The organism is Streptomyces sp. NPDC090083 (assembly GCF_044747445.1).
Lineage (GTDB): Bacteria > Actinomycetota > Actinomycetes > Streptomycetales > Streptomycetaceae > Streptomyces.
This window is the reverse complement of sequence record NZ_JBIVED010000008.1, coordinates 373,361-399,650: the sequence shown is the minus strand read 5'-3', so window position 1 is coordinate 399,650 and position 26,290 is coordinate 373,361. Positions and strand designations below refer to the sequence as shown.

Here is a 26,290-nt window from a genome sequence, read left to right as displayed (position 1 = left end):
TGTTCGACCGACGTCACGGAGTCTTCGCATGTCTTCCGACACCCTCGCCGCATCAGCCGCCGCACCGGACATACCGGAGCCGGCCGGCTCTCCGCGGATCGTCCCGCAGCGCCGCCCAGGACAGTGGGCCGCCGCCGTCGCCGTCCTGGTCCTGCTCGGCTTCGCCGTCGCCTCCGTGGTCCGCAACAAGGCGTTCCAGTGGGGCGTGGTCGGCGACTACTTCACCTCGGACTCCGTGCTGCGCGGCCTGTGGCTCACCCTGTGGCTGACGGCCGTGGTGATGGTGCTCGGCTTCGTCCTGGGCGCGCTGCTCGCGGCGGCCAGGCTGTCCGCCAACCCCGTTCTGCGTGGGGTCAGTTGGGGCTATGTCTGGCTGTTCCGGTCGATCCCGATCCTGGTGCAGCTGCTGCTGTGGTTCAACATCGGGGCGCTGTACCCCGAGGTGCTCGGTGTGCGGACCGTCAACCTGTTCACGCCGATCGCGGTCGCGATCATCGGCCTCACCCTGCACGAGGCCGCCTATGCCGCCGAGGTCGTCCGGGGCGGCATCCTCTCCGTCGACCGGGGCCAGGTCGAGGCCGCGCAGGCGCTCGGGCTGAGCCGGTGGCGCCGCTGGTGGCGGATCGTGCTGCCGCAGGCGATGCGCTCCATCGTGCCGCCCGCCGGGAACATGCTGATCGGCACCCTCAAGGGCACCTCGATCGTCAGCGTCATCGCCGTGCAGGACCTGCTGTTCTCCACGCAGTTGGTCTATCACCGCACCTACCAGGTGATCCCGCTGCTGATGGTCGCCACCCTCTGGTACACCGTCGTCACCTCGGTGCTCGGCGTCGGCCAGTACTACGTCGAGAAGCACTACGCGCGCGGTGCGGAGCGCACCCGATGAGCGCGTCGAGGCGGACCCTGGTGATCGTCGGGGCCGGGCCGCGGGGGACCGGTCTCATCGAGCGCATCGCCGCCAACGCGCCGGAGCTGTACGCCGGTTCGGGTGCCGAGGGTGCCGAGGGTGCCGAGGGTGCCGAGGACGCCGAGGACTTCGGGGGTCTCGACATCCATCTCGTCGACCCCCACCCGCCGGGCGCCGGCCGCATCTGGCGCGCCGCCCAGTCCCCGCTGCTGTGGATGAACTCGCACGCCGAGGACGTCACCATGTTCACCGACGAGACGGTGGTCATGGAGGGTCCGGTACGCCCGGGACCCACCCTGCACGAATGGGCGGAGATCGACGGCAGCACCTTCGCCGACCGCCGGATCCAGGGCGCCTACCTGCGCTGGGTGCACGAACAGGCCGTCGCCGCCCTGCCCCCGGGCATCACCGTCCACCACCACCCGCGCCGCGCCCTCAGGGTCGGCGGCCCGCGCGAAGGACGCCAGCAGGTGTGGCTGGAGGGCCTCCCGCACCCGCTCCACGCCGACCTCGTCGTCCTCGCCCTCGGCCACCTCGACGCCGAACTCGACGAAGAACAGCGCGCGTTGGCGGCGTACGCCCGCGAACACGACCTGGTGCACCTGCCGCCCGATTTCACCGCCGACAGCGACCTCTCCGCCCTCGCCCCGGGCGAACCCGTCCTCGTCCGCGGCTTCGGCCTCGCCTTCGTCGACCTGATGGTGCTGCTCACCGAGGGCCGGGGCGGACGCCACGACGGTGACACCTACGTCCCCTCGGGGCAGGAGCCGGTGCTGTACGTCGGGTCGCGGCGCGGAGTGCCGTACCACTCGAAGATCGGCTACGAGTGGAGCGGTGAACGGCCGCCGCTGCCGCGCTTCTTCGGGCCCGCCGAGGTCGACGCGATCCTCGCGCGGCCGGACGGCTTCGACTTCCGGCGGGACGTGTGGCCGCTGATCGAGAAGGAGTTGGGGTTCGCGCACTACCACCGGCTGTTCGGTGCGCACCCCGAGCGGACGAGCATCGCCTGGGCCGACTTCGAGGAGAAGTACGCGGCCTGCGAGGCGGCGGAGCGCGAGACCCTCGTGGCGTCCGCGGTGCCCGACCCCGCCGACCGGCTCGACCTCGCGGCCCTCGACCATCCGCTGGCCGGGGTGACGTACGCGTCCCAGGAGGAGTTCCAGGACGGGCTGCGGGCCTACGTGGAGGCCGATCTGAGCCGCCGTCACGATCCCTCCGACAGCCCGGATCTGGCGGTCTTCCTCGGACTGCTCTCCGTCTACGGGCAGTTGATCCGGCTCGGGGACGTCGGGTCCTGGTGGCACGGGTTCTTCAGCTACCTCGCCTCCGGGCCGCCGGGACCCCGGCTGCGTCAACTCCTCGCGCTGTCCCGGGCCGGCATCGTGCGGTTCGTCGGCGCCGACATGACCGTGGCGGCCGAGGACGGGGTGTTCCGGGCGTCGAGCGCGACCGTGCCCGGGGTGAGCGTCGAGGCGCGGGCGCTGGTCGAGGCGCGGCTGCCGGAGCCCACGGTCGGGCGGACCGTCGACCCGCTGCTGCGGGACCTGCACGCCGACGGGGCCGTGGAGAGCCCCGAGGGGCTGCTGCGGGTGGACCGCACCGACGGGCGGCTGCTGGACCGGGCCGGGCAGCCGCATCCCCGGCGGTTCGCGCTCGGGCCCTACACCGACGTCCGCACCCCCGGCGCCTTCACCCGGCCGCGCACCGGCGGGCCCGCGTTCCGGCAGAACGACGCCACCGCGCGGGCCCTGCTGGCGTTCCTGCGCGACCTCGCGTGTCAGGCCCCCGTGTAGCCCCGGCCGCCAACTCCACTGCCAGCACAAGGGATTCACACCATGACCGTCATGGTCGACATCAGGTCCGTCCACAAGAGCTTCGGACCGCTCGACGTGCTCAAGGGCATCGACCTCACGGTGCGCACGGGCGAAGTCACCGCGATCCTGGGCCCGTCGGGCTCCGGCAAGTCGACGCTGCTGCGCACGATCAACCATCTGGAGAAGGTCGACCAGGGCACGATCAGTGTCGACGGCACCCTCGTCGGCTACCGCCGCTCCGGCGACAGGCTGTACGAACTGCGCGAGCGCGAGGTGCTGAGACAGCGCACCCGGATCGGGTTCGTGTTCCAGAACTTCAACCTGTTCCCGCACCTCACCGTGCTGGACAACATCGTCGAGGCACCCGTCTCCGCGCTGAAACGCCCCCGCGGGGCGGCAGTCGAGAGCGCGCGCGGACTCCTCGACCGGGTCGGGCTCGCCGACAAGGCCGACTCCTATCCGAAGCAGTTGTCCGGCGGCCAGCAGCAGCGGGTCGCCATCGCCCGCGCGCTCGCCCTGGAGCCGAAACTGCTGCTCTTCGACGAACCGACCTCCGCGCTCGATCCCGAGCTGGTCGGTGAAGTCCTCGACGTCATCAAGGACTTGGCCCACCAGGGCAGCACGATGATCGTCGTCACCCACGAGATCGGTTTCGCCCGCGAGGTCGCCGACACCGTCGTCTTCATGGACGACGGGCGGATCGTCGAACAGGGCGCCCCCACCGACGTACTCGACCGACCCCGGCACGAACGCACCCGGACCTTCCTCTCCAAGGTGCTGTGACGTGCGCAGAAAGGACTTCCCCGCATGACCTCCTCGCACGGCCGGGGCCTGCATCTGGCCGCCGCCGTCGACCAGCGGTCGGCCTACGACGCCGTCTCCTACGTCGAGTTGGCGCGGCTCGCCGAGAGCGGCGGCCTCGACTTCGTGACCCTCGACGACACCTTCGCGCGGCCCGGACCCGACGCCCTCGCCGTGCTCTCCCGGGTGGCCCCGGCGACCGACCGGATCGGCCTGGTGCCGACCGTGACCACCACGCACACCGAGCCCTTCCAGGTGCAGGCCGCGGTCGCGACCCTCGACTGGGTCAGCCGGGGCCGGGCCGGCTGGCGGCTCGACGTGTCGACCACCGAGGGCGAGGCCCGTCTCTTCGGCCGCCGTCATGCCGCGCCCGCCGACGCGCTGTGGCGGGAGGCCGGTGAAGTCGCCGGGCTGGCGGCCGAGTTGTGGGACAGCTGGGAGGACGGCGCCGAGATCCGGGACACGGCCACCGGCCGCTTCGTCGACCGCGACAAGCTGCACCACGTCGACTTCCAGGGCTCCGGGTTCTCCGTCAGGGGCCCCTCGACCGTGCCCAGACCGCCGCAGGGTCACCCCGTCCGGGTGGTCGACGCGACCGAGGGCCAGGCCCGGCGGACGGCCGCCCGGTACGCCGATGTGGCGCTGGTCCGCGCCGCGAGCTCCGCGCAGGCCGGGGCCGTACGGGCCGAACTCCGGGCGTCCGCCGAGAAGTTCGGCCGCGACCCCGACACCTTGCGGGTCCTCGCGAGCCTCGTCGTCGATCTCGGCGACGGCGAGCACGCGGCCGAGCCGGGCCACGGCGGGGGCGGCCCCCGGCAGACCGCGCACGGCCCGCTGTACCGGGGCGGCCCGGTCGACCTCGCCGAACTGATCGCGGGGTGGCACGGCGACCGTACCGTCGACGGCTTCCACCTCACGCCCGTCGAACCCCGCCGCGACCTGGAGCGGCTCGCCAACGGCACGGTCGCGCTGCTCCAGCACCGGGGCCTGTTCCGCACGTTCTACCCGGGCAGCACCCTCAGGGAGCATCTCGGCCTGGCCCGGCCCGCCAACCGGTACGCGGTGACCGGGGGAGCGTCATGACCGCGGGCAGGCCCTCCCGCGGGCAGATCCATCTGGCCGCGCACGTCCCCGGCGCCGACGGCACCACCGTGTGGGCCGATCCGCGGTCGCGGTCCCAGATCGCGTTCTCCTCCTTCGAGCATCTCGCCCGTACCGCCGAACGCGGCTGCTTCGACTTCCTCCTCCTGGCCGAGGGGCTGCGGCTGCGCGAACACAAGGGCCGCATCCACGACTCGGACGTCGTCGGCCGCCCGGAGTCCCTCACCGTCCTCAACGCGCTCGCCGCCGTCACCGGACGGATCGGGCTGGCCGCCACGGTCGACGCGACCTTCAGCGAGCCGTACGAACTCGCCCGCAGACTCGCCACGTTGGACCACCTCAGCGCCGGCCGGGCGGCCTGGAACGTGGGGACCTCGTCCGACGCGCTCACCGGCGAGAACTTCCGGCGCGGGGGATACCTGGACCGCGCGGACCGCTACCCCCGTGCGGCCGAATTCATCGACGTGGCGCGGGAGTTGTGGGACTCCTGGACCCCGGACGGAGTGCCCCGCCCCATCGCCCACCGGGGGCAGCACTTCGACATCGCGGGCGAGTTCACCGTTCCGCGCTCGCCGCAGGGGTATCCGGTCGTCATCCAGGCCGGGGTTTCGGGGGAGGGGCGGGAGTGCGCGGCCCGGACCGCCGACGTGCTCTTCTCCCGCTGGGGGGACGGGAGTTGTCCACCGGGAGGACACAGCACGCCGCAGGGCGCGCTGGAGGACGGCCGCGCCTTCTACGCCGACGTGAAGGGACGCCTCGCCAAGTACGGCCGCGACCCCGACGACCTCAGGATCATGCCCGGCGTCTCCGTCGTCCTCGGCGACACCGCGGCCGAGGCCCAGGAACGCGCCGCCGAGATCCGACGGCAGCAGGTCTCCCCGCAGAACGCGCTCCTCGCCCTGGAACAGCTCTGGGGCGCCGACCTCTCCTCCTACGACCCCGACGGCCCGTTCCCCGACGTCGACCCGGTGCCGGACCCGGCGCTCGGCCAGGGCGGGACCCGGCGCGCCGACACCGTCGCGCGGGCCGAGAAGTGGCGGGCGCTCTCCCGCGAGAAGGGGCTGTCCATCCGGCAGACCATGATCGAGGCGAGCCCCCGCCAGTCCTTCGTCGGCACCCCGGAAGCGGTCGCCGCCGACCTGGAGACCGTCGTACGCCAGGACGCCGCCGACGGCTTCGTCCTGGTCCCGCACCTCACCCCGGGCGGGCTCGACGAGTTCGTGGACCGGGTGGTGCCACTGCTCCAGGAACGCCGCGCCTTCCGCACGGAGTACCGGGGCACCACCCTGCGCTCACACCTGGGGCTGCCCGATCCGGCGTGGACGGGCCGGCCCGCGGGCTGACGGTGTGCGACGCGCGGGGTGACGGAGGCCTATCCGGACGGGCGACTTCCGGACATCCCCGGGGGACGGATTCTCGGCGCCGGCACGGTCGTCCTCACCGGCGAGATCCACTTCGGCGGCGCGGCACGTGTTCCGGGGCGTCGAGCGGCCCCTCGGAGCCGGACCGTCCGGCGCCGCTTCCGGTCGCCTTCCGGTTCCTCCGCCGGGCCGCGTCCGACGTCGAGGGGCGTACGACGGTGGACTTCGACCATGCCCGTGCTTCCACCGGGTGCGGTCGCCGGACATTTCATCTGCCCTTTCCCGCGGCCCGGGAATACGCTGGGGACCGCGATCGAGGCGGGGGAGCACACCTTTCGGCGGCCAGGGCGCTGACCTGCGGCGGACCGTTTTCCGGGCCATCGGGCCCGGGTGATCAACTCGCGTAGATTGTGGGCCAGTTGAACGCCGTACGGCCGAAAGGCGCCCTTGCGCCCATCGGTCGGACGGTCAAATACTCCCCCACAGCGCTTGTCAGGGGCACGGCGTGTTCGAAAACCGGACGCCCGACCTGACTGCGCCTCACGGGCCCCGACCCCACGCGGGCCCCCGAATTCCCCTAGGAGGGAACGAAACGTGAGGATCAAGCGCACCACCCCGCGCAGCGGAATCGCGAGACGGACCAGGCTGATCGCCGTGGCCACCGGATTCGTCGCCGCTGCCGCGTTCGCCGTCCCCACCGCGAGCGCGAGCGACTCCCCGACGTTCAGCGCGACCCAGCTGTCCGCGGCCAACTCGTCCGTGCTCAAGGCCGATGTCCCGGGCACCGCCTGGGCGGTCGACAGCAAGACGAACCGTGTCGTCGTCACCGTCGACAGCACGGTCTCCCAGGCCGAGATCGCGAAGATCAAGGCGCAGGCGGGCAGCACCGCCGACGCGATCACGATCAAGCACACGGCCGGTCAGTTCAAGAAGCTGATCACCGGTGGCGACGCCATCTACGGCGGCGGCTACCGCTGCTCGCTCGGCTTCAACGTGCACAGCGGGAGCACGTACTACTTCCTGACCGCCGGCCACTGCGGTGAGGTCGCCTCCACCTGGTACTCCAACTCCGGCCAGAGTTCGGTGCTGGGCACGAACGTCAGCTACAGCTTCCCGACCAACGACTTCGCGCTGGTCAGGTACACCAACACCTCGGTCGCGCACCCGAGCGCGGTCGGAAGCCAGACCATCTCCAGCGCGGCCACGCCGTCCGTGGGCACCACCGTCTACCGGCGCGGCTCGACCACCGGCACCCACAGCGGCCGGGTCACCGCCCTGAACGCCACCGTCAACTACGGTGGCGGCGACGTCGTCTACGGCATGATCCAGACCACGGTCTGCGCCGAGGGCGGCGACAGCGGCGGCCCGCTCTACGGCGGCTCCGTGGCCTACGGTCTGACCTCGGGCGGCAGCGGCAACTGCACCTCCGGCGGTACGACCTTCTTCCAGCCGGTCACCGAGGCGCTGAGCTACTACGGCGTGAGCGTCGGCTGACGCCCGTCTGAACGTCCTCCGCTCCGGACTGCAGCCGGCAGCGGGTGAGCCCCCGTACGCAACTGGCGTGCGGGGGCTCGCTCTTGTGCCGAGCGCGGAGTTACCGTCGTTGCATCGGAGCAAGCACCTGATGCGCCACGTCGGACCCTGGGGGCCGTGATGGTCGAGGAGCTGGTGACGGCGGGAGTGACACTCGCGTCCGTCGGAGCGGTGTACGCGATGGCGGCGGCACGGGTCGTCAAACAGTACGAGCGCGGGGTGGTGTTCCGGCTCGGCAGGCTCAGGCCCGAAGTGCGCGGAGCCGGGTTCACCATGGTCGTCCCGTTCGTGGACAAGCTCCGCAAGGTCAACATGCAGATCGTGACGATGCCCGTGCCCGCGCAGGAGGGCATCACCCGGGACAACGTGACGGTCCGGGTGGACGCGGTCGTCTACTTCAAGGTCGTCGACGCGGCGGACGCGCTGGTGCAGGTCGAGGACTACCGCTTCGCCGTCTCGCAGATGGCGCAGACCTCGCTGCGGTCGATCATCGGCAAGAGCGACCTGGACGATCTGCTGTCCAACCGCGAAAAGCTGAACCAGGGGCTGGAGTTGATGATCGACAGCCCCTCCATCGGCTGGGGCGTGCAGATCGACCGGGTGGAGATCAAGGACGTCTCCCTGCCCGAGACGATGAAGCGGTCGATGGCCCGGCAGGCCGAGGCGGACCGTGAGCGGCGGGCCCGGATCATCAACGCGGACGCCGAGTTGCAGGCCTCGAAGAAACTCGCCGAGGCCGCCGAGCAGATGTCCGAACAGCCCGCAGCGCTCCAACTCCGGCTGCTGCAGACGGTGGTGGCGGTCGCCGCCGAGAAGAACTCGACGCTGGTGCTGCCGTTCCCGGTCGAGCTGCTGCGGTTCCTGGAGCGGGCGGCCCCGGCTCCGGCCGCGCCCGCCGCACCCGCGGCGGCTGCCGTGCCCGCGGCCCCCGGGGCGCCGGTTGCCCCTGCGGCGACGCAACCGGTGCAGGAGCAACTTCCGCCCGCGGAGCCGCAGTCGGATCCGGACTCCGAGGGGTCGATTTCAAGACAGGACTAGTCCTCACCGGCTGATGCGCACCACTCGCACCGAGTGTTTGCAGTGCGAATGGCCTGGGCTGACCGTGAGCAGTCAAAGTGAGGGGGGCGTGCAACCGCGTTCCCCTCGCGACCTGAAGTCGACCTTGTGTGCTCCCTGTGCGATTGGGGAGAGTGGGTGCTCGTCAACCTATCTTTCGGCCGGTCGGGTCCCCATAACCCGGCGGGCCGACCCCCCACAGGAGGACACGAGTTGAAGCACCGACGCATACCCGGGCGCCGGGTGGCCGTGGCGGGTGCGGGCATAGCCGCACTGGTCGTCGCCGGAGTCACCTTGCAGAGTGCGAACGCCAGCGAGACCGCGCCGACGTCCGCACCGCACACCCTCTCGGCCCTCGCGGCCGGAAAGCTCGCCTCGACGCTCGGCAAGGACCTCGGCACGGACGCGGCCGGCACGTTCTACGACGCGAAGAGCAAGAGCCTCGTGGTCAACGTGCTCGACCAGAACGCGGCCGACACCGTCGAGGCGGCCGGCGCCAGGGCGAGAATCGTCGAGAACTCCCTGGCCGAACTGGCGGGCGCCCGCACGACCCTCAAGCGGGACGCCACCATCCCCGGCACCTCATGGGCGACCGACCCCACCACCAACAAGGTCGTCGTCACCGCCGACCGCACGGTCTCCGACGCCGAGTGGACCAAGCTCGGCAAGGTCGTCGACGGACTCGGAACCAAGGCCGAACTCCAGCGCACCAAGGGGGAGTTCAAGCCCTTCATCGCAGGTGGCGACGCCATCTCCGGTTCGGGCGGGCGCTGTTCGCTCGGCTTCAACGTGGTCAAGGGCGGCGCACCGTACTTCATCACCGCCGGGCACTGCACCGAGGCCATCTCCACCTGGTCCGACTCCAGCGGCGCCGAGATCGGCACGAACGAGCAGTCCAGCTTCCCGGACAACGACTTCGGCCTGGTCAAGTACACCTCGGACGTGGCCCACCCGAGCGCGGTCGACCTCTACGACGGCTCGTCGCAGACCATCACCCACGCCGCCGACGCCACCGTCGGCGAGAAGGTGACCCGCAGCGGCTCGACGACCCAGGTGCACACCGGCACGGTCACCGGCCTGGACGCCACCGTGAACTACGGCAACGGCGACATCGTCAACGGCCTGATCCAGACCGACGTCTGCGCCGAGCCCGGTGACAGCGGCGGCTCGCTCTTCGACGGCGACGCGGCGATCGGCCTGACCTCCGGCGGCAGCGGCGACTGCACCTCGGGCGGCGAGACCTTCTTCCAGCCGGTCACCGAGGCGCTGTCGACGTTCGGGGCGCAGATCGGCTGACCTTTCCGCACAGCGCCGTGAAGTCCCGTCCCCGCGCGCGAGGGGGGCGGGACCTTCGCGTACCTGCTCCGCCCGGCCCGCCTCCGCGTCCGCCCGGCGGGCTCAGCGCTTGGGCCAGTACCACAGGGGTTCGTCGAGCGGGCCCTCGCGCCCCGCCACCGCCGTCTGTCCGAACTCCTTCACCAGCTCTATGGAGTTGACGTCGAGACGGTGTCCGGATGAGCCCTTCCGGAGAGCGTCCGCGAGGGGTCTGGCATGGGTGACGACGACGATCTGGGTGTCCTTCGTGGCGGTGAGGATCAGGTCGGCGAGCGGAGGGATCAGGTCCGGGTGGAGGCTCGTCTCCGGCTCGTTCAGCACCAGCAGTGACGGGGGACGGGGGGTCAACAGGGCCGCCGCCCACAGGAGATAGCGCAAGGTGCCGTCCGACAGCTCGGCGGCGGCCAGCGGGCGCAGCAGGCCGTGCTGGCGCAGGCCGAGCCGGAAGCGTCCGCCGAGGTCGGCGATCTCGACCCGGCTGCCGGGGAAGGCCGCGTCCACGGCCTCGTCCAGCGCGTCGGCGGCACCGATCTCGCGGATCGTCTGCAGCGCGGCGGCCAGGTCGGAGCCGTCACCGCTGAGCACCGGGGTGCGGGTGCCGATCAGGTCGGCCCGGGCCGGGGCGTGCGCGTCGGTGCGGACATGGTCGTAGAACCGCCAGGACCTGATGAACTCCCGGACCGCCAGGACGTCGGGTGCGTGCCGGGGGTCGGCCGGTTCGCCGAGCATGCTGTCGTACGGGCGCAGGGTGCCGTGGGTCCGGGACCAACTGCCGCTCGCCCCGCGGAGTTTGACGACGGCTCCCGCGCGGTCGGAGAGCGTGGCGGCCGGGCGCAGGACGGGGCCGCTCCAGATGGACTCGCGCTTGATCTCCGGGTCGAGGTTGAACATCGACGGCGCCTCGCCCGCGCCCGAGGTGGGGCTCGGGTGCCCGAAGTCCACCGCGTAGCCGAACTCGTCGCCCGCGAAGCCCAGTTGCAGACTGACCGGGCCCGAGCGGACCGTGCCCTGCACGGCATGTCTACCCTCGCGCACCGCGCGGCCGATCGTCGCCGGGCCCGCCCACAGCACCGACGGCAGGCCGCCCTCCTGGGCGAGCGCGGCGACGGCACCGCCGCGCGCGGCCTCGGCGAGCAGGCGCAGGGAGCGGTAGAGGCTCGACTTGCCCGTGCCGTTCGCCCCCGTGATCACGTTCAGTCGCGTCAGCGGGACGATCAGGCGGCGCAGCGAGCGGTAGTTCTCGACGGCGAGGGTGCTGATCATCCGTCCAGCGTGGCAGACGGGTCTGACAACGCCGGTCGGGCCAGCAGGTCCTCGTGCTTCCGGCGCAGGGTCGCCGCCAGCAGGGTGACCACGATCCCGGCGAGCGCCCAGGCGGACAGGACCAGCAGCGGGCCGGTGACGGCGTTGCCCTTGAAGTAGGCGATCGAGCGCGCCACCCAGGTGCCGGCGCCCGGTGGCAGCGCGGGTCCGATCGCGTTCCAGAACGGCGGCAGCAGCGGCAGCGGGAAGGCGCCGCCCGCGCTCGGGTTGCCCGCGATCACCACGAGCAGGATCGCCAGGCCGATGCCCACGACCCCGAAGACCCCCTGGAGGGCGAGGGTCGCCGCCCCCACGGCGAACGTGACCAGCGCGCCGAGCCCCCAGAGCGCCGTCACACTGCCGGGCAGCGCGCCCAGGACCGGCCCGATGATCACCGCGCCGCCGAGGCCGCCGACGGCCGAGACCAGGGCCATCACGATCAGCCGGATCACCGCGCGGCGCGGGTTGGCGGGCCGGGCGCCGGTGCTGATCGCCAGGATCGAGGCGCACAGATAGCCGCCGACGCACCAGCCGACGACCAGGTAGAACGACGACAGCCCGTCGAAGTCCTGGCCGGAGGCCGGTGCCACGTCCACCGTCCGGACCGTGCGCTGCTCGGTCCTCTCCAGGGAGGAGGCGATGGTCTCCAGGGTGGTGGCGAGGACGGTGCCGCCGCCGGTGGCGACCAGGAGCGTGTCCTGGGTGCCGCGCGGGTCGATGACGAGGGCGCCGTCGATGTCCCGGTCCAGGATCTGCTTCCGCGCTGTCGCCGCGTCGGACACCGCGCGCGGGTCGAGCGGTGACCCGGGCAGCTGCTTCAGCCGGGCCACCGTCTGCTCGGCCGTGACCCCGGGGGCGACGACCCCGAACGACACGTCCCTGGGCTTCGGATTGTGCAGCGCCCCCACGTAGGAGGCGATGAAGAGCAGCTGAAGGGCGACCACGCCGACGACGAGGAGGGTGGCCCGCAGGCTGACCGCGTCCTTCACCTCCCCGAGGAAGGACGTACGGGACGTACCGGCACCGGGGGTCTCTGTCATGTCCTCACGGTCCCGGCGGGCCGGTGTTCGCGCAGGCGGAAAAGGGCCGAACGGATGTCGTACGCGTGTTCGGAGATGTTTTCGCTCCAACTGCCCGGCCCGGCCGGGGAGCTGACGGAGCGGCGCCCGTTTCGGACATCGCGCACCTCCTCAAAGAATCGTCGATGTGTTCGAATGCGAGTCGCTGACCGGGGCTGATGGGGCTAGAGTAATCGAACGGGCGTACGATGAACATATCGGACGGATGGCCGAAAAGGGGTGGTGGGATGGAGGTGGAGCATGGCGGGCTTCGCCCATCTGCACGTCGCGTCCGGTTACTCCGCCCGCTACGGCGCCTCCCACCCCGAGCAGCTCGTCGGCCGGGCGGCCGAGCGCGGGATCACGGCCCTCGCGCTCACCGACCGGGACACGGTCACCGGTGCCGTCCGGTTCGCGCAGGCATGCGCCGGTGCCGGGGTCCGGCCGCTCTTCGGCATCGACCTGGCGGTGGAGGCCCTCGCGCCCCCGCCGCCCGCACAGCGCCCGCGCACCCCGGCCCGCGGCGGCGCGCACGTGGTCGAGCCGCCGCTGCGGTGCGTGCTGCTCGCCCAGGACCGGGCGGGCTGGGCGCGGCTGTGCCGCATCACGTCGGCGGCTCACGAGGATGCCCTGTCCGGTACGCCGCCGGTGGTGCCGTGGGAGGCGCTGCGCGCGTACGGCGGCCCCGGCCTGACCGTGCTGCTGGGTCCGCTCTCGGAGCCGGTGCGGGCGCTGTCGGTGGGCCGGGAGGACGTCGCGACGAAGCTGCTGGCGCCCTGGCGGGAGGTCTTCGGGAGGGGAGTGCGGTTGGAGGCCGTAGCGCAGAATCGTTTCGGCACGGCTCCGGGCTCCCTGCGGCTGGCCGCCCGCACCCTCGCCCTGGCCGACCGCACCGGGACGACCGCCGTGCTCTCCAACGCCGTCCGCTACGCCGACCCCGCCCAGCACCGCCTCGCCGACGTCCTCGACGCGGCCCGGCTGCTGCGCCCCGTCGACCGGCGCCGACTGGACAGCGGACAGCGCTGGCTCAAGGACGAGAAGGAGATGGCGGTCGTGGCCCGGATGATCGCCGAGTGCGCCGGAGCGGACGTCCGCCGGGCCCGCCGGCTGCTGGCGGACACCGTGGCCACGGCGGACGCGTGCGCCGTCGACCCGGCGGCCGACCTCGGCCTCGGCGTCCCGCACTTCCCGGAACCCTCGCTCTTCGGCGCCGGACCGGAGACGGGCGGCGCGGCCGGGCTGCTGCGCCTGCGCGCGGAGGAGGGCCTGGTCCGGCGCGGCCTCGACCGCGACCGGGCGGCACGCGACCGGCTGGAGGAGGAACTCGCCGTCATCTCCCACTGGAACTACGACGCGTACTTCCTCGCCGTCGGCCAGGTCGTCGCCGACATCCGGGCCAAGGGCATCCGGGTCGCCGCCCGCGGCTCCGGCGCCGGCTCGCTGGTCTGCCACGCGCTGGACATCGCCACCGCCAACCCGCTCGACCACAGCCTGCTGTTCGAACGCTTCCTGAGCACCCGCCGCGAATCACTGCCCGACATCGACATCGACGTGGAGTCCGCCCGCCGGCTGGAGTGCTACGACACGGTCTTCGAACGCTTCGGCAAGGAGCGGGTGGCGGTCACCGCGATGCCCGAGACCTACCGCGCGCGCAGGGCGCTGCGCGACACCGGCCTCGCGCTCGGCATCGCGCCCGCGGACGTCGACCGCATCGCCAAGAGCTTCCCGCACCTGCGGGCCTCGGACATCACCAGTGCCCTCGCCGAACTGCCCGAACTGCGCCAACTGGCAAAGGAGATGGGGCGGTTCGGCCCGTTGTGGGAACTCGCCGAGGGGCTCGACTCCCTCGTCCACGGCATGGCCATGCACCCCTGCGGAGTGGTCATCAGCGACGCGACCCTCCTGGACCGGCTGCCGGTGCAGCCCACTCCGCAGGGCGACTACCCGATGGCGATGGCCGCGAAGGAGGAGATCGAGGCGCTCGGCAACATCAAACTCGACGTGCTGGGCGTACGGATGCAGTCCGCGATGGCCCACGCCGTCACCGAGATCGAACGCGCCACCGGCCACCGCATCGACCTCGACGACCCCGAACAGGTGCCGCTCGACGACGTGTTCGCGTTCAAGCTCATCCAGGAGAGCCAGACGCTGGGACTGTTCCAGCTGGAATCCCCCGGCCAGCAGGACCTGTTGTCCCGGCTCCAGCCGCGTGACGTGCAGGACGTCATCGCCGACATCAGCCTCTTCCGCCCGGGCCCGGTCGCCGGCGGCATGCCCGAGCGGTACATCGCCGCCCGCCACGGCGGTACACCGGTCTACGCCCACCGGGACCTCGAACCCGTGCTCGCCGACACCTACGGCGTGACCATCTGGCACGAGCAGATCATCGACACACTGCACGTGCTGACCGGCTGCGACCGGGCCTTCGCGGAGATCACCCGGCGCGCCCTCGGCGACAAGGAGCAACTGCCCCTGATCAAGGACTGGTTCCACCGGAAGGCACACGCGCGCGGCTACGGCGCGGCCGTCCGGGACGAGGTCTGGAGGACCGTCGAGGCCTTCGGGGCGTACGGCTTCTGCCGCGCCCACGCGGTCGCCTTCGCCGTACCGGCGCTGCAGAGCGCCTGGCTCAAGGCGCATCATCCGGCGTTCCTGCTGGCCGGGTTGCTCGAACACGACCCCGGGATGTGGCCCAAGCGGGTCCTGGTCTCCGACGCCCGCCGACGCGGTGTGCCGGTCCTCCCCGTCGACATCAACCGCTCCCGGGTCAAGCACACCGTGGAGATGACCGAGCAGGAGGAGTGGGGCGTGCGGCTCGCGCTGTCCGGGGTGCGCGGCATCGGCGAGGAGGAGTGCGCGCGGATCGAGGAGGGGCAGCCGTACGGATCGCTGTCCGACTTCTGGCAGCGGGGCCGTCCCAGCCGGCCGGTCGCCGAACGCCTCGCCGAGATCGGCGCGTTGGCCTGTCTGCACGACGGCCGTCTCACCCGGCGTGATCTGCTGCTCCAGATCACCGAGCTGCACCGGCAGTCCCGCAACCGGACTGCGGGAGCCGGCCAACTCCCCATGGACACGGGGGCCGTCGGGGGAGCGGAGCCGAGCGGGCTGCCGGAGATGACCGGACGCGAGGCGCTGAGCGCCGAGCTGGGCGCGCTCGGCATCGACGTCTCCAAGCACCTGATGGAGCATCACCACCGGCTGTTGCGCGAGATCGGCGCGACGGACGCGGCCCACCTGGCCGAACTGCGGGCGGGGCGGCAGGTGTTGGTCGCCGGGGTGCGCGCCTCCACCCAGACCCCGCCGATCGCGAGCGGCAAGCGGGTCATCTTCGTCACCCTGGAGGACGGTTCGGGCCTGGTCGACCTCGCCTTCTTCGAGGACTCCCATCCGGCCTGCGCGCACACCGTCTTCCACAGCGGACTGCTGCTGGTGCGCGGCACGGTCCAGGTGCGCGGCACCCGTCGTACCGTCGTCGGTTCCATGGCCTGGGACCTGGACGAGATCGCCGCCGCCCGCCGGGACGACGGCCCCGAGGCGGCGCTCGCCCTCCTCGGCGAGACCCACCCGCATCCGACTCCCGCCCAGTCGCGGCGGACCCTGGCCAACGGCACCACCGGCGCCCGCCTCCACCCCTACGCCGACCTCCAGCCCGCCGGGACCCGCTCCGCCGACCTGAAGAAGTTCGGCCACCGCAGCCCGGGGAGCGCCGGATGACCGCGCGGCAGCGGCACATCGCCCACTTCCACCTGCACACCGCGCTGACCGGGGACGAGTACGACGACGTAATCGAACTGGTGTCCGGAATCACGCCCCACGTCCAGGCCATCCCGCCCAACGCCCTTCAGGTCGACCTGACGTCGGCGCTCCGGTACTTCGACATGTCCGCCTACGACGCGGTCCAGACGGTGAAGATGAGACTGAAGGCCCACTACGGCATCGACAGCAGCGCCGGCCTCGCGGGCAACCGCATGCTGGCGGCGATGGCCGCCGACGCGTCCGCCCCGGGCGACACCACCCGGGTGCCCACCGGGCAGGCGGCCGACTGGCTCCACCCCCGGCCGGTCACCGCGCTGCCCGGCATCGGCCGCGCCACGGCGGACACACTGCACCGGTACGGGCTGCACACCATCGGCCAGCTCGCCGGCCTGCCGCCGGCGACCCTGCAACGGCTCCTCGGCGCGGGCCAGGCACGGCTGCTGACCGAACGCGCCCACGGCCGCGACCCCCGCCCGGTCGTCCCCGCGGAACCGGCGGCACACCTGACCGCCGACCTGGCCCTGGGCCGGGACTGCCTGGATCCGGCCCAACACCACCGGGCCGTCCTGGGACTTGCCGACCGGATCGGCCAACGCCTGCGCGGAGAAAGGAAGTTCGCGGGCCGACTCACCCTCACGGTCCGCTACGCCGACGCTACGTCCACCACCCGCACCCGCGCCCTGCCGGAACCCACCGACCACTCGCCCGCCGTCGCGGCCACCGCCCTGGGCCTGTTGACCTCGCTCGGGCTGCAACGCGCCCGCGTCCGGGCCTTCGTGCTCCGCGCCGACGACCTGCGACCGGCCGGGAGCGCCTACCGCCAGCTCTCCATGGACCCGGCGGACGCCCGCGCCCGCGCGGTCGAGGCCGCCGCGGACCGGGCCCGCCGACGCTTCGGGCAGGAGGCGGTGCGCCCGGCGACGCTGGCCGACTGACCCCGATGACCGCGAACCGCCCGTCCGCTCAAGGGGGGCGGCGGAGAGCGCGAGGGCAGGGGTCAGTTGGCCCAGGGGGCGACGATGCGCGTTCCGTCGGCCAGCTCCGCCTCCAGGCCGATGGAGGTGGTGACCCAGGTGACCGCGGTCCGGTCGGTGGGGTTCTCCACGCCGAAGGCCGCGCCGGGGTTGATGATCACCGTGTCGCCCGCGCCGACCCGCTCGGTGCGGCCGTCGAGGGTGATGAGCAGGTCGCCTTCGAGGATGTGCAGGATCTCCTCGCGGTTGACGGTGTGCAGGGGCGCCTTGGTGCCGGCGGGGATCTCACCCCGCCACGCGCACAGCTCCTTGCTGCCGGTGCGGGGATGGGCGTACGAGACGAAACGGGCGCCGTGGATCTCGTGGACGACGGCGTCGGACGGGTGGACGATGGACATGGACTGCCTCCTGGGAAAGATGGTCAAGCTCCTTGACTATATGGCCTCATGGTCAAGCGGCTTGACCGATTCGTCAAGGGTGTTTCAATGCCCTCGTGGAGAACTCCGAGGCCATCGCCCTGACCGCCGCCCTGCTCACCGCCGCGGGTGACCTGACGCAGCGCATCAACGACGGGGTCGTGGCCCGCGGCTTCGACGCGCGCCCGGCGTACGGCTTCGCCTTCGCGCGGCTCGCGCCGGACGGGGCGACGGCCACGGACCTCGCGGCGCATCTCGGCGTCACCAAGCAGGCGGCGAGCCAGCTCGTCGACGAGCTCGTGCGCAAGGGGTACGCCGAACGGCGTCCGCATCCCGGCGACGCCCGCGCCCGGCTGGTCGTGCTCACCGAGTCGGGGTGGGCCTGCATGCGGGCGGCGGAGGAGGCGGCCCTGGATGCCGTGCGGCCCTGGGCCGACCTGCTGGGCGAGGGTGAAGTGCGCGTGTTGTGCGACCGTTTGCGGCGAATCGCGCCCTACGGTCCCCTCAGGCCCACCTGGTGACTGGTTATCACTGGAAGTTTTTACTGACGCGTAACTTCACACTTCACCTACTCGCCCGTAACTTGACGAGAGAACAGCATTCTTGTGATCCGGGTCACAGGGCGTAAGGCCATCGCAACTCCCTTGAGCCGCAAGGAGATCACCCGATGCTGCCCTGGAAACGACTGCTCAGACCCCTGACCGCACTGCTGCTGACCGCCGCGGTCGCCGCCGTTCCCACCGCCGCCGCCCATGCGTCGAGCGCCCCCACCCACGGCTGGAACGACTACAGCTGCCGGCCCTCCGCCGCCCACCCGCGCCCCGTCGTCCTCGTCCACGGCACCTTCGCCAACGCCACCGACAACTGGCTGGTCCTCGCGCCGTACCTCGAAGCCCGCGGCTACTGCGTCTTCTCCCTCGACTACGGCCAGCTCCCCGGCATTCCGCTCGTCTACGGCCTCGGCCCCATCGACAAGTCGGCGGAGCAACTCCAGGCCTACGTCGACAAGGTGCTCGCCGCGACCGGCGCGGCCAAGGTCGACCTGGTCGGGCACTCGCAGGGCGGGATGATGCCCCGCTACTACCTCAAGTTCCTCGGCGGAGCCGCCAAGGTGAACACCTTCGTCGGCATCGCCCCCGACAACCACGGCACCACCCTGAACGGCCTCACCAAACTCCTGCCGTACTTCCCCGGCGCCGAGGACGTGATCGCGTCGGCTGCCCCCGGCCTCGCCGACCAGGTCGCCGGCTCGGCCTTCCTCGCCAAGCTGAACGCGGGCGGCGACACCGTCCCCGGCGTCCACTACACGGTCATCGCGACCCGGTACGACGAGGTCGTCACGCCCTACACGAGTCAGTTCCTGAGCGGGTCCGACGTGCACAACGTGCTGATCCAGAACCTGTGTTCAGTGGACCTGTCCGAGCACGCCCTGCTCGGACTGACGGATCGGATCGTCTTCCACGAGGTCGCCAACGCCCTCGACCCCGCGCACGCCAGTGCCACCACCTGCCTGTCGGCGCTGAGCTGACCACAGGCACACCGCGGGGCCTGTCCGACCTGAGCCGCCGGACAGGCCCCGCCCTCCGCACGGTCCGCTAACGGCCGTGCCGGCCACCGCCGTTGGTCGCGCGACGGCGCACCGAGGCGAACAGGGCCGCCGCGCCGAGCGCCAGGGAGGCGGCGCCGCCCACGATGAGGTACGGCGAGCTGTCGTTCGCGCCGGTCTCCGCGAGATCTTGCGAACTCCCCGCAGCCTGCGGCTCGTTGGCCTGCCTGGCCGCGGCGACCGGCTCCGCCGAGGTGCTCGCGTCCGCGTCCCCGTGGCCGTTGTGCTCGATGGTCGACTTGTCGGCACCGGCCGCGATCTGTTCGTCGGACGGCGCGGAGGCGGACGGCGCGGGAGTGCTGGGCGCGCGCGTGGCCGGGGCGGCCGGCTTCGAGGGCGATGTCGATGCCGGCGTCGAACTGCCGCTCGTACCACCGCCGTCGGCGGCCGTGCCGCTGCCGCCGAAGCTGACGTCCGAGCAGGAGTAGAACGCCTCCGGGCTGTCCGAGCGCTGCCAGACCGCGTACAGGAGCTGCTTGCCCGAGCGCTGCGGGAGGGTGCCGGAGAAGGTGTAGAAACCGCCCGCCGCGACCGGGTCGGTGGACGTCGCGACCGGGTGCTCCAGATCCAGGTCGGACCAGGCGAGCGGCCGTGCGGGGTCGTAGCCGGAGCGGGTGATGTACACCTTGAAGGTGCCCTTGTGCGGGGCGGTCACACGGTACTTGAAGGTGTACGACCCGCTGCTCACGCTCGTCGCCGGCCAGTCGGCGCGGGCCAGGTCGAGGCCCTTGAACTCCTCGTTGTTCGCGCTGCACAGCTTGCCGTCCGGGATCAGCGCCTGGTGCTGTCCGGCGGCGTCGCCGATCCGGATGCCGTTCCAGTCGTAGAGCGCCTGTGTGCCACCGGCCGCGACGGCGGCCTTGCACGCGTCCGACTTCGGGCTCTCCGGCCCCTCCGCGTAGCACTGCGCGACCCTGCTGACCGGGTCCCCCATCGAACCGTGCGCCACCGCGGGCGCCGCGGCGAGGGCGGTCAGGGCGAGGGGAGTCATCCCGAGAACGGCGACGGCGGCGACCTTGCGGCGTGCGGGCATGCGGGAACTCCAGCTTCTCGGACGGTACGCGGCGCGGGGGACGGACCCCGTGGGGGTGATCAGAAGCTAGCCCCTGAACACCGCGGAATCGCCTGCTGGAGACGGGGAGGGGAGATCCTTATGGTCGTGTTAAGGCAGGGCTAACCGAGGGCTGAGGGAGGACGGTTCCGTGACGGGAACGGACGAGGTGCGGGTCGCCGTCGTCGGCGACGTGGCGGCGGTGAAGGCCGTGACCGACATGGCGTTCCGCCCCTACATTCCGCGGATCGGTATGGTGCCGCAGCCCATGGAGGCGGACCACATGGCGAATGTGGTCGCGGGGCGGGTGTTCGTGACGGGGGAGCCCGTGACCGGGCTGGTGGTCATCGAGGAGCGCGGGGATCACCTGTTCCTCGACAGCATCGCCGTCCGGCCCGACGCGCACGGCACGGGGGTGGGACGGCGGCTGCTGGAGTTCGTGGACGCACGCGCGCGTGCCCTCGGTCTGGGCGAGGTCAGGCTCTACACGAACGCGCTGATGTGGGAGAACCAGAAGATCTACCCGAGGTTCGGGTACGAGGTCGTCGAGCGGCGCGCGGACGGGCCGTACGACCGCGTCCACTACCGGAAACGGCTGGACTGAGCCGGCCGGGGTCAGGCTTCCGGCCACCAGGTGCGGGCGATGTCCTTGCGGATCTCGGGGCGCTCCGCGGGGCGCTCGTCGAGTTCCTCGCGCACACGGCGGGTGTCCGACTTCCTCAGGGGCTTCTGCACGGTTGTGCGGCGCATGGCTGCCTCCTTGTGTCCACCCGGGTTCGTGTTCTCACGAGATGGACCGTTCCCGGGAGGGTGACTCATCGGTGGTGGTCTGTCTGTGGCGGCTGTCACCATTGGACTGTCAGTGGTGGGTGTCACGCTGAGTTCATGAGTGAACCTGTAGCGAACGTCGACTGGGACGCGGAGGCCGCCGCCTTCGACGAGGAGCCCGACCACGGCCTGCGGGACCCGGAGGTCCGGCGGGCCTGGGCCGACCGGCTGCGCGGCTGGCTGCCCGCGGGCGCCGCCGACATCCTCGACCTCGGCTGCGGCACCGGCAGCCTGTCGCTCCTCGCGGCCGAGCAGGGACACCACGTCACCGGCGTGGACCTCTCCCCGGCGATGGTGGACCTCGCCCGCGCGAAGCTGGCCGGCCGTGACGCGGCGTTCCTCGTCGGTGACGCGGCGGCACCCCCGGTGGGCGAGCAGCGCTTCGACGTCGTCCTCGTACGGCATGTGCTGTGGACCCTGCCCGATCCCGCCCGCGTCCTGCGGCACTGGCGCGGACTGCTCCGCCCCGGCGGCCGGCTCGTGCTGATCGAGGGCCGCTGGGGCACGGTCAGCCCGGTCGGCATATCCGCCGACCGTCTCGCCGGTCTCCTGGCACCCCTCGTGCCCGACGCCGGGCGCCTGCGCGTGGAGCGGCTCTCGGACGACCCGCTGCTGTGGGGCGGACCGGTGGACGACGAGCGGTACGCGGCGGTGGCCCTGCCATGAGCCGGACTCACCGCAGCAGCGCGGCGAACCCGCCCGCGCGGGCCAGCCCCTCCAGCTCGTCGAGCGCCGCCACGGCCGCCGCCGCGGCGGCGGGGTCCGACACGGCCAGCCCGCTCTCCTCGAACTCGTCCTCGTCCAGCCGCCGTACGTCCGACCCGTCGGCGGAGACCCACAGGTCCAGATCGAGGTCCTCCACGACGAGTTCGGTGCCGGAGAGCGTGGCGGGGCGGGTGATGTCGCAGTACCAGCCCTTCAACCGGCCCTCGCCGTCCCGGACTTCCTTCACCGCGTACCAGCGGTCCCGCCAGTAGTACTCGGTGAACACGTCCCCGCGCTCGAAGCGCACGAAGCCGAAGTCGCGGACGCCGTCACCGGCCCACGGGGCGCGGACGGCGAGGCGGGTGCCGTCGTCGGAGAGCGGCTCGGCCGCGTAACGGATCTTCGTGCGGCCCGCCTTGACGAGGACGACGTCCAACCGCCCCGCGGGATCAGGTGAGTTCACGGACATGGCGCACCTCCGTGGCGCAGATCTCGTAGCCGAACCACTTGTTGATCGCGAGCATCGGACCGTTGCCGGTGTCGTTGCCCGTGAACGCCTCCGTGCAGCCGGCGGCTCGGGCGCGGTGCAGGGAGTCGTTCTTGGCGAGCTTGGCGAGGCCCCGGCCGCGGTGGGCGCGGGCGGTGCCGGTCATGACCGTGCCGTACCGGCTGTCGCCGTCCGTGCGGGCGGCGCTGAACGCGGCGGGACGTCCGCCGACCAGCACCACGGACGTCAACTCCCGGCTGAACAGCGGGTGTCGCCAGGTCCCCTCCAGCCAGTCCGCGTAGTCGGTGAACTCGACACCGATGTCGCTGGGTTCGTCGGCCATCGTCTCCGCGTCCAGCTCGAACAGGGGACGCGGGTCGTCGGCGAAGTCCGAGCCCGGACGGATCTCCACGCCGGGCGGCGGGGTGTCGAGCGGAGGCAGGGTGCCGTGCGCCAGGTCCAGGCGGAGGAAGTGCGCCGAGCGGCTCGCCGTGTAGCCGAAGCCCTCGGCGAAGGCGCGGTGCGCCGGGTCGTCCAGCACCCAGGCGTAGATTCCGGTCGCGCCCTGGGCGGCGAGGTGCTCCTCGGCCGTGCGGGCCAGGAGCGAGCCCGCGCCCCGGCGGGTCCGCTCCGGGTGCACGTACACGTTGACGAAGCCCCGGCCGGGCTCCGGGCTGTCGTGGGCGATGCCCACCTGGGCGGTGCCGATGATCTCGCCGTCCTCCTCCGCGACCAGCCTGCGCAGCGCGGACCGCGGATGGGCGTGGGTGATCTCGTGGGCGACGGACTCCGGGGTGAGCAGCATGAAGGGGAGGGCGAGCCGGCGTACCGCGACGAAGCCGTCCAGGTCGGCGGGTACGTCGGGGCGCAGGTCGCGTGCGATCACGGTCATGGGTCGCACGCTACGGCGGGGCCGCGCCGTCGTGCCTCCCGTTTTCCGGCGGGTGTGTCCCTTCCGGAGGGCGCGTTCCCGGGCGGGTGCGGGACAATCGGGCCGTGACCTTGAAGATCCACATCGACGACAGTGCGGCGCCGTACGAGCAGGTGCGGGCGCAGATCTCCGAGCAGGCGCGGGCGGGGGTGCTGCCGGTGGGGTACCGGCTGCCCACCGTCCGGGGCCTCGCCGAGTCGCTCGGGCTCGCCGCGAACACGGTGGCCAAGGCGTACCGGGCGCTGGAGACGGACGGGGTGATCGAGACGCGCGGGCGCAACGGAACGTTCGTCGCCGCCGCGGGCTCGGCGGCGGAGCGGGAGGCGTCGTCGGCCGCGCAGGCCTACGCGGAGAAGGTGCGGCGGTTGGGACTCGCGGAGGGGGACGCGGTGGCGGCCGTGCGGGATGCCCTGCGGGCGGCCTACGGAGAAGGCTGAGGCGAGGTCGGCACCGCCGGTGTGCGCCGTCGCGGCCGAGCGTCGTCGCGGCGGACACCCGTCCCGGCGGTGGGAGGCCCGGGTGCCTACAGGTACAACCCCGCGTCCGCGCCCTCGCGTTGGTCCGGGACCGAGGTCGGTTGCGTGCCGCGGCGCAGGGCGTACAGCTCGGCCAGCGTCGCGCCCTCGCGGCCGACTCCTTCCTCCGTGCCGAGCCAGCTGACCGACTCCTTGCGGGTGAGGGGGCCGACCTCGATGCGGGCGAGACAGCGGCCGGGGCGGACGACGGCCGGGTGCAGACGCTCCAGATCCTCGTTCGTGGTGACGCCGACCAGGACGTTGCGCCCCTGGCCGAGCAGGCCGTCCGTGAGGTTGAGGAGGCGGGACAGGGCCTGGCCCGCCGTGTGCTTGGCCTCGCCGCGGATCAACTCGTCGCAGTCCTCCAGGAGGAGGAGCCGCCAGCGGCCCTTGCCCGTCGTGTCGTCCTCGCCGATCGCGATGTCCATCAGATAGCCGACATCGCTGAACAGCCGCTCCGGGTCCAGCACGCAGTCCACCTGGCACCAGTCCCGCCAGGACCGCGCGAGCGTGCGCAGCGCCGAGGTCTTGCCGGTGCCCGGCGGACCGTGCAGCAACAGCAGACGGCCCGCGATGTCCTCCGGGGTCGTCTTCATCAGGCGGTCCATCGCGTCCGCCACCGGACCCGTGTAGTTCGGGCGCACCTCCTCCCACGTGCCCGCCGAGATCTGCCGGGTCGTGCGGTGCGGGCCGCGCCGGGGGGAGACGTACCAGAACCCCATCGTCACGTTCTCCGGCTGCGGTTCGGGCTCGTCGGCCGCGCCGTCGGTCGCCTGGTCGAGGACCTTCGCGGCGAGTTCCTCGCTGGTCGCCGTCACGGTGACGTCGGCGCCCCGGTTCCAGCGGGAGATCAGCAGGGTCCAGCCGTCGCCCTCGGCGAGCGTCGCGCTGCGGTCGTCGTCACGCGCGGCGCGCAGCACCCGGGCGCCCGGCGGGAGCAGGGTCGCCCCGGACCGTACGCGGTCGATGTTCGCCGCGTGCGAGTACGGCTGCTCGCCCGTCGCGAACCGGCCGAGGAACAGCGCGTCGACGACATCGGACGGGGAGTCGGAGTCGTCGACGTTGAGCCGGATCGGCAGAGCGTCGTGCGGGTTGGCAGACATGGGGGCCATGATCCGGCACGACGACCCCGTCCGCACCCGGTTTCCGCAGTGCGCCCCCGAGTGTCGGCTCCGTCCGGTGCATCCGATGCGCCCGATGTGTCCGGACCGGGTCCCGTCGAGGCCCGGCCGTGTATCACCTCCGCCCTGTTACAGGGCTGTGCACGCGGAGACCTGCCCCACCGTCCGGCGCCGACGTTACTGTTGCCCTTGATGGGACGTCATGGGTGGAATTCGGCGGCACTGCGGTGGCGGCTCACCGCACTGCTGGGCGTGGGGGCGGCCGTACTGGCCCTGATCGTGACGCTGGTCAACACGCTTCCCGGCGGCGGAAGCACCGCGGGCACCTCACGGGACGGCGACAAGGTGCACGGCACCCCGGCGACCCCGCCCGACGCGGACCGGCCGGAGGTCGGCTGGGGCTTCACCCACACCCAGTACAGCGCCGACGAGGGCAGCGGCACCGCGACCGAGCGCGTCGAGGGGCTCCTCAGGACGTCCCGACTGCCGCAGGACCAGGCCATCATGGGCTGGGGCGCCGACAACCCCGAGCCGGTGAAGGGGCGTTACGACTTCGGCGCCCTGGACCGCCGTGTCGACTTCATGCGCGCGTCGGGCGGCACCCCGGTCATCACGCTGTGCTGCTCGCCGGACTGGATGAAGGGCGGCACGTCCGGTGTGGACCACACCGACTGGAGCCAGGCCTCGCTGGAGACGGCACCGAAGCCGGACCACTACGCGGACTACGCGGCGCTCGCCGCGACCGTCGCCAAGCGGTACCCGGACGTCACCCACTTCATCGTGTGGAACGAGTTCAAGGGCTTCTGGAACGACGCCGAACGGCGCTGGGACTACGAGGGGTACACCGAGCTGTACAACCTGGTCTACAAGGCGCTCAAGAAGGTCAACCCGAAGATCATGGTCGGCGGCCCGTATCTGGTGATGGACAGCCTGGACCCGCGCGACGCGAACGCCTCCCGTACGTTCAAGGGCAGGTGGGGCGCGATGGACCAGCGGATCATCGACGCCTTCGACTACTGGAACGAGCACAAGGCCGGCGCGGACTTCGTGGTCGTCGACGGCTCCAGCTACACCAACGACGACGACCTCCTGCCGGACGAGTTCGGGGCCACCGACAAACTCACCGCCGTCAGCGAGTGGGTGCGGGAGCAGACGCACGGACTGCCGCTGTGGTGGGCCGAGTACTACGTCGAGCCCGCCGACGGCAACGACGACCGCAAGGGCTGGTCCGAGTCCCACCGGGTCGCCGTCCAGGCCACCGGCATGATCGCCCTGGCCAGGGGCGGAGCCACCTCCGGCTTCTACTGGAACCCGGAGAAGGAGAAGGGCACGGAGTGCGCGGGCTGCCTGTGGACCCCGACCGACGGCCCCGGCGGCGGGCGGCAACTGCCCATGTACGACCTGGTCTCCCGCTTCGACGCGGCCTTCGGCCCCGGCGCGAGGTTCGAGACCGTGCCGGTCGCCGCCGACGACGTGCCGAACGTACGGGTCCTGGCCACCGACAAGGCGATCCTGGTGGTGAACACCCTGGACCGGCAGATCAGCGCGAAGGTCGACGGCAGGACGTTCGACATGACGGCCTACGAGGTCAAGTGGCTCATGCGCACGCCGACTTGACCCCGTAGAACACCA

The 26,290-nt window shown here is 72.1% G+C and carries 24 protein-coding genes and 1 pseudogene; 17 read left to right on the top strand and 8 right to left on the bottom strand.

All coding sequences use genetic code 11. The annotated features are described in order from the left end of the window. Positions 1-28: 28 nt before the first annotated feature. From ACIPTO_RS28300 to ACIPTO_RS28260, 9 genes and pseudogenes are all read left to right on the top strand, one after another. Positions 29-886: an amino acid ABC transporter permease gene (locus ACIPTO_RS28300; RefSeq protein ID WP_401196702.1), complete on the top strand. Its 858-nt coding sequence runs from the start codon at positions 29-31 to the stop codon at positions 884-886. After that, complete coding sequence (locus ACIPTO_RS28295) at positions 883-2,700, top strand: FAD/NAD(P)-binding protein (RefSeq protein WP_401196700.1); 1,818 nt, start codon at positions 883-885, stop codon at positions 2,698-2,700. Before ACIPTO_RS28300 ends, ACIPTO_RS28295 begins: the two co-directional genes overlap by 4 nt. A 42-nt stretch (positions 2,701-2,742) precedes the next feature. Next, positions 2,743-3,504 (top strand): amino acid ABC transporter ATP-binding protein, encoded by a 762-nt coding sequence (locus ACIPTO_RS28290; protein WP_401196697.1) that lies wholly within the window; start codon positions 2,743-2,745, stop codon positions 3,502-3,504. A gap of 24 nt (positions 3,505-3,528) precedes the next feature. After that, complete coding sequence (locus ACIPTO_RS28285) at positions 3,529-4,605, top strand: LLM class flavin-dependent oxidoreductase (protein ID WP_401196694.1); 1,077 nt, start codon at positions 3,529-3,531, stop codon at positions 4,603-4,605. Next, positions 4,602-5,966, top strand: coding sequence for an NtaA/DmoA family FMN-dependent monooxygenase (locus tag ACIPTO_RS28280; RefSeq protein ID WP_401196692.1), 1,365 nt, complete (start codon positions 4,602-4,604; stop codon positions 5,964-5,966). Before ACIPTO_RS28285 ends, ACIPTO_RS28280 begins: the two co-directional genes overlap by 4 nt. Positions 5,967-6,154: 188 nt before the next feature. Next, positions 6,155-6,338, top strand: a pseudogene (locus ACIPTO_RS28275) (DUF1684 domain-containing protein); the annotation flags it as partial. Positions 6,339-6,578: 240 nt separating this feature from the next. After that, positions 6,579-7,478, top strand: a complete 900-nt coding sequence (locus tag ACIPTO_RS28270; RefSeq protein ID WP_366321558.1) for a S1 family peptidase — start codon at positions 6,579-6,581, stop codon at positions 7,476-7,478. Between the two features lie 159 nt (positions 7,479-7,637). Next, positions 7,638-8,555 carry a slipin family protein gene (locus tag ACIPTO_RS28265; RefSeq protein ID WP_366321665.1) on the top strand — a complete coding sequence of 306 codons (918 nt, stop codon included), beginning with the start codon at positions 7,638-7,640 and terminating at the stop codon, positions 8,553-8,555. 231 nt (positions 8,556-8,786) lie between these two features. After that, on the top strand, positions 8,787-9,869 hold the full coding sequence (locus ACIPTO_RS28260) for a S1 family peptidase (protein ID WP_401196688.1): 1,083 nt from the start codon (positions 8,787-8,789) through the stop codon (positions 9,867-9,869). A 102-nt stretch (positions 9,870-9,971) separates the two neighbouring features. On the opposite strand, the gene ACIPTO_RS28255 is transcribed toward ACIPTO_RS28260, so the two are convergent. Together ACIPTO_RS28255 and ACIPTO_RS28250 are read right to left on the bottom strand one after the other, a co-directional pair. After that, on the bottom strand, positions 9,972-11,171 hold the full coding sequence (locus tag ACIPTO_RS28255) for an AAA family ATPase (protein WP_401196685.1): 1,200 nt from the start codon (positions 11,169-11,171) through the stop codon (positions 9,972-9,974). Continuing rightward, entirely contained in the window at positions 11,168-12,250 is a 1,083-nt protein-coding gene (locus tag ACIPTO_RS28250; protein WP_401196683.1) for a DUF3533 domain-containing protein, read from the bottom strand. The genes ACIPTO_RS28255 and ACIPTO_RS28250 overlap by 4 nt, the downstream gene beginning before the upstream one ends. A gap of 279 nt (positions 12,251-12,529) precedes the next feature. Between ACIPTO_RS28250 and ACIPTO_RS28245 the strand changes: the two genes are divergently transcribed. Together ACIPTO_RS28245 and ACIPTO_RS28240 are read left to right on the top strand one after the other, a co-directional pair. After that, positions 12,530-15,982: a DNA polymerase III subunit alpha gene (locus tag ACIPTO_RS28245; protein WP_401196680.1), complete on the top strand. Its 3,453-nt coding sequence runs from the start codon at positions 12,530-12,532 to the stop codon at positions 15,980-15,982. Beyond that, entirely contained in the window at positions 15,979-16,959 is a 981-nt protein-coding gene (locus tag ACIPTO_RS28240; RefSeq protein WP_401196678.1) for a DNA polymerase thumb domain-containing protein, read from the top strand. Before ACIPTO_RS28245 ends, ACIPTO_RS28240 begins: the two co-directional genes overlap by 4 nt. A 62-nt stretch (positions 16,960-17,021) precedes the next feature. Here the strand turns inward: ACIPTO_RS28240 and ACIPTO_RS28235 are convergent, their stop codons facing one another. Beyond that, positions 17,022-17,396, bottom strand: a complete 375-nt coding sequence (locus tag ACIPTO_RS28235; protein ID WP_401196675.1) for a cupin domain-containing protein — start codon at positions 17,394-17,396, stop codon at positions 17,022-17,024. A gap of 95 nt (positions 17,397-17,491) precedes the next feature. Between ACIPTO_RS28235 and ACIPTO_RS28230 the strand changes: the two genes are divergently transcribed. Further along, positions 17,492-17,935: a MarR family winged helix-turn-helix transcriptional regulator gene (locus ACIPTO_RS28230; RefSeq protein ID WP_401196673.1), complete on the top strand. Its 444-nt coding sequence runs from the start codon at positions 17,492-17,494 to the stop codon at positions 17,933-17,935. Between the two features lie 146 nt (positions 17,936-18,081). After that, on the top strand, positions 18,082-18,942 hold the full coding sequence (locus ACIPTO_RS28225) for an alpha/beta fold hydrolase (protein WP_366321542.1): 861 nt from the start codon (positions 18,082-18,084) through the stop codon (positions 18,940-18,942). 67 nt (positions 18,943-19,009) lie between these two features. Here the strand turns inward: ACIPTO_RS28225 and ACIPTO_RS28220 are convergent, their stop codons facing one another. After that, positions 19,010-20,053: a lytic polysaccharide monooxygenase gene (locus tag ACIPTO_RS28220; protein WP_401196671.1), complete on the bottom strand. Its 1,044-nt coding sequence runs from the start codon at positions 20,051-20,053 to the stop codon at positions 19,010-19,012. A 169-nt stretch (positions 20,054-20,222) separates the two neighbouring features. On the opposite strand from ACIPTO_RS28220, the gene ACIPTO_RS28215 reads away from it, so the two are divergent. Beyond that, complete coding sequence (locus ACIPTO_RS28215) at positions 20,223-20,675, top strand: GNAT family N-acetyltransferase (RefSeq protein ID WP_366321538.1); 453 nt, start codon at positions 20,223-20,225, stop codon at positions 20,673-20,675. A gap of 11 nt (positions 20,676-20,686) precedes the next feature. Here the strand turns inward: ACIPTO_RS28215 and ACIPTO_RS28210 are convergent, their stop codons facing one another. After that, the gene (locus tag ACIPTO_RS28210) at positions 20,687-20,821 is read right to left on the bottom strand and encodes a hypothetical protein (RefSeq protein WP_366321536.1); all 135 of its coding nucleotides are present in this window, start codon (positions 20,819-20,821) and stop codon (positions 20,687-20,689) included. A gap of 135 nt (positions 20,822-20,956) precedes the next feature. Here ACIPTO_RS28210 and ACIPTO_RS28205 point away from each other — a divergent pair, with 135 nt between their 5' ends. Then, complete coding sequence (locus tag ACIPTO_RS28205; protein ID WP_366321534.1) at positions 20,957-21,565, top strand: class I SAM-dependent methyltransferase; 609 nt, start codon at positions 20,957-20,959, stop codon at positions 21,563-21,565. 7 nt (positions 21,566-21,572) lie between these two features. Here ACIPTO_RS28205 and ACIPTO_RS28200 read toward each other — a convergent pair whose 3' ends face one another. Beyond that, on the bottom strand, positions 21,573-22,073 hold the full coding sequence (locus ACIPTO_RS28200) for a DUF402 domain-containing protein (protein WP_401196668.1): 501 nt from the start codon (positions 22,071-22,073) through the stop codon (positions 21,573-21,575). After that, complete coding sequence (locus tag ACIPTO_RS28195) at positions 22,054-22,983, bottom strand: GNAT family N-acetyltransferase (protein WP_401196665.1); 930 nt, start codon at positions 22,981-22,983, stop codon at positions 22,054-22,056. The genes ACIPTO_RS28200 and ACIPTO_RS28195 overlap by 20 nt, the downstream gene beginning before the upstream one ends. A 104-nt stretch (positions 22,984-23,087) precedes the next feature. Between ACIPTO_RS28195 and ACIPTO_RS28190 the strand changes: the two genes are divergently transcribed. Further along, complete coding sequence (locus ACIPTO_RS28190; protein WP_366321528.1) at positions 23,088-23,459, top strand: GntR family transcriptional regulator; 372 nt, start codon at positions 23,088-23,090, stop codon at positions 23,457-23,459. Between the two features lie 86 nt (positions 23,460-23,545). On the opposite strand, the gene ACIPTO_RS28185 is transcribed toward ACIPTO_RS28190, so the two are convergent. Beyond that, the gene (locus ACIPTO_RS28185) at positions 23,546-24,640 is read right to left on the bottom strand and encodes a DUF5925 domain-containing protein (RefSeq protein ID WP_366321526.1); all 1,095 of its coding nucleotides are present in this window, start codon (positions 24,638-24,640) and stop codon (positions 23,546-23,548) included. 210 nt (positions 24,641-24,850) lie between these two features. On the opposite strand from ACIPTO_RS28185, the gene ACIPTO_RS28180 reads away from it, so the two are divergent. Continuing rightward, the gene (locus ACIPTO_RS28180; protein ID WP_401196660.1) at positions 24,851-26,275 is read left to right on the top strand and encodes a xylan 1,4-beta-xylosidase; all 1,425 of its coding nucleotides are present in this window, start codon (positions 24,851-24,853) and stop codon (positions 26,273-26,275) included. Positions 26,276-26,290: the final 15 nt, after the last annotated feature.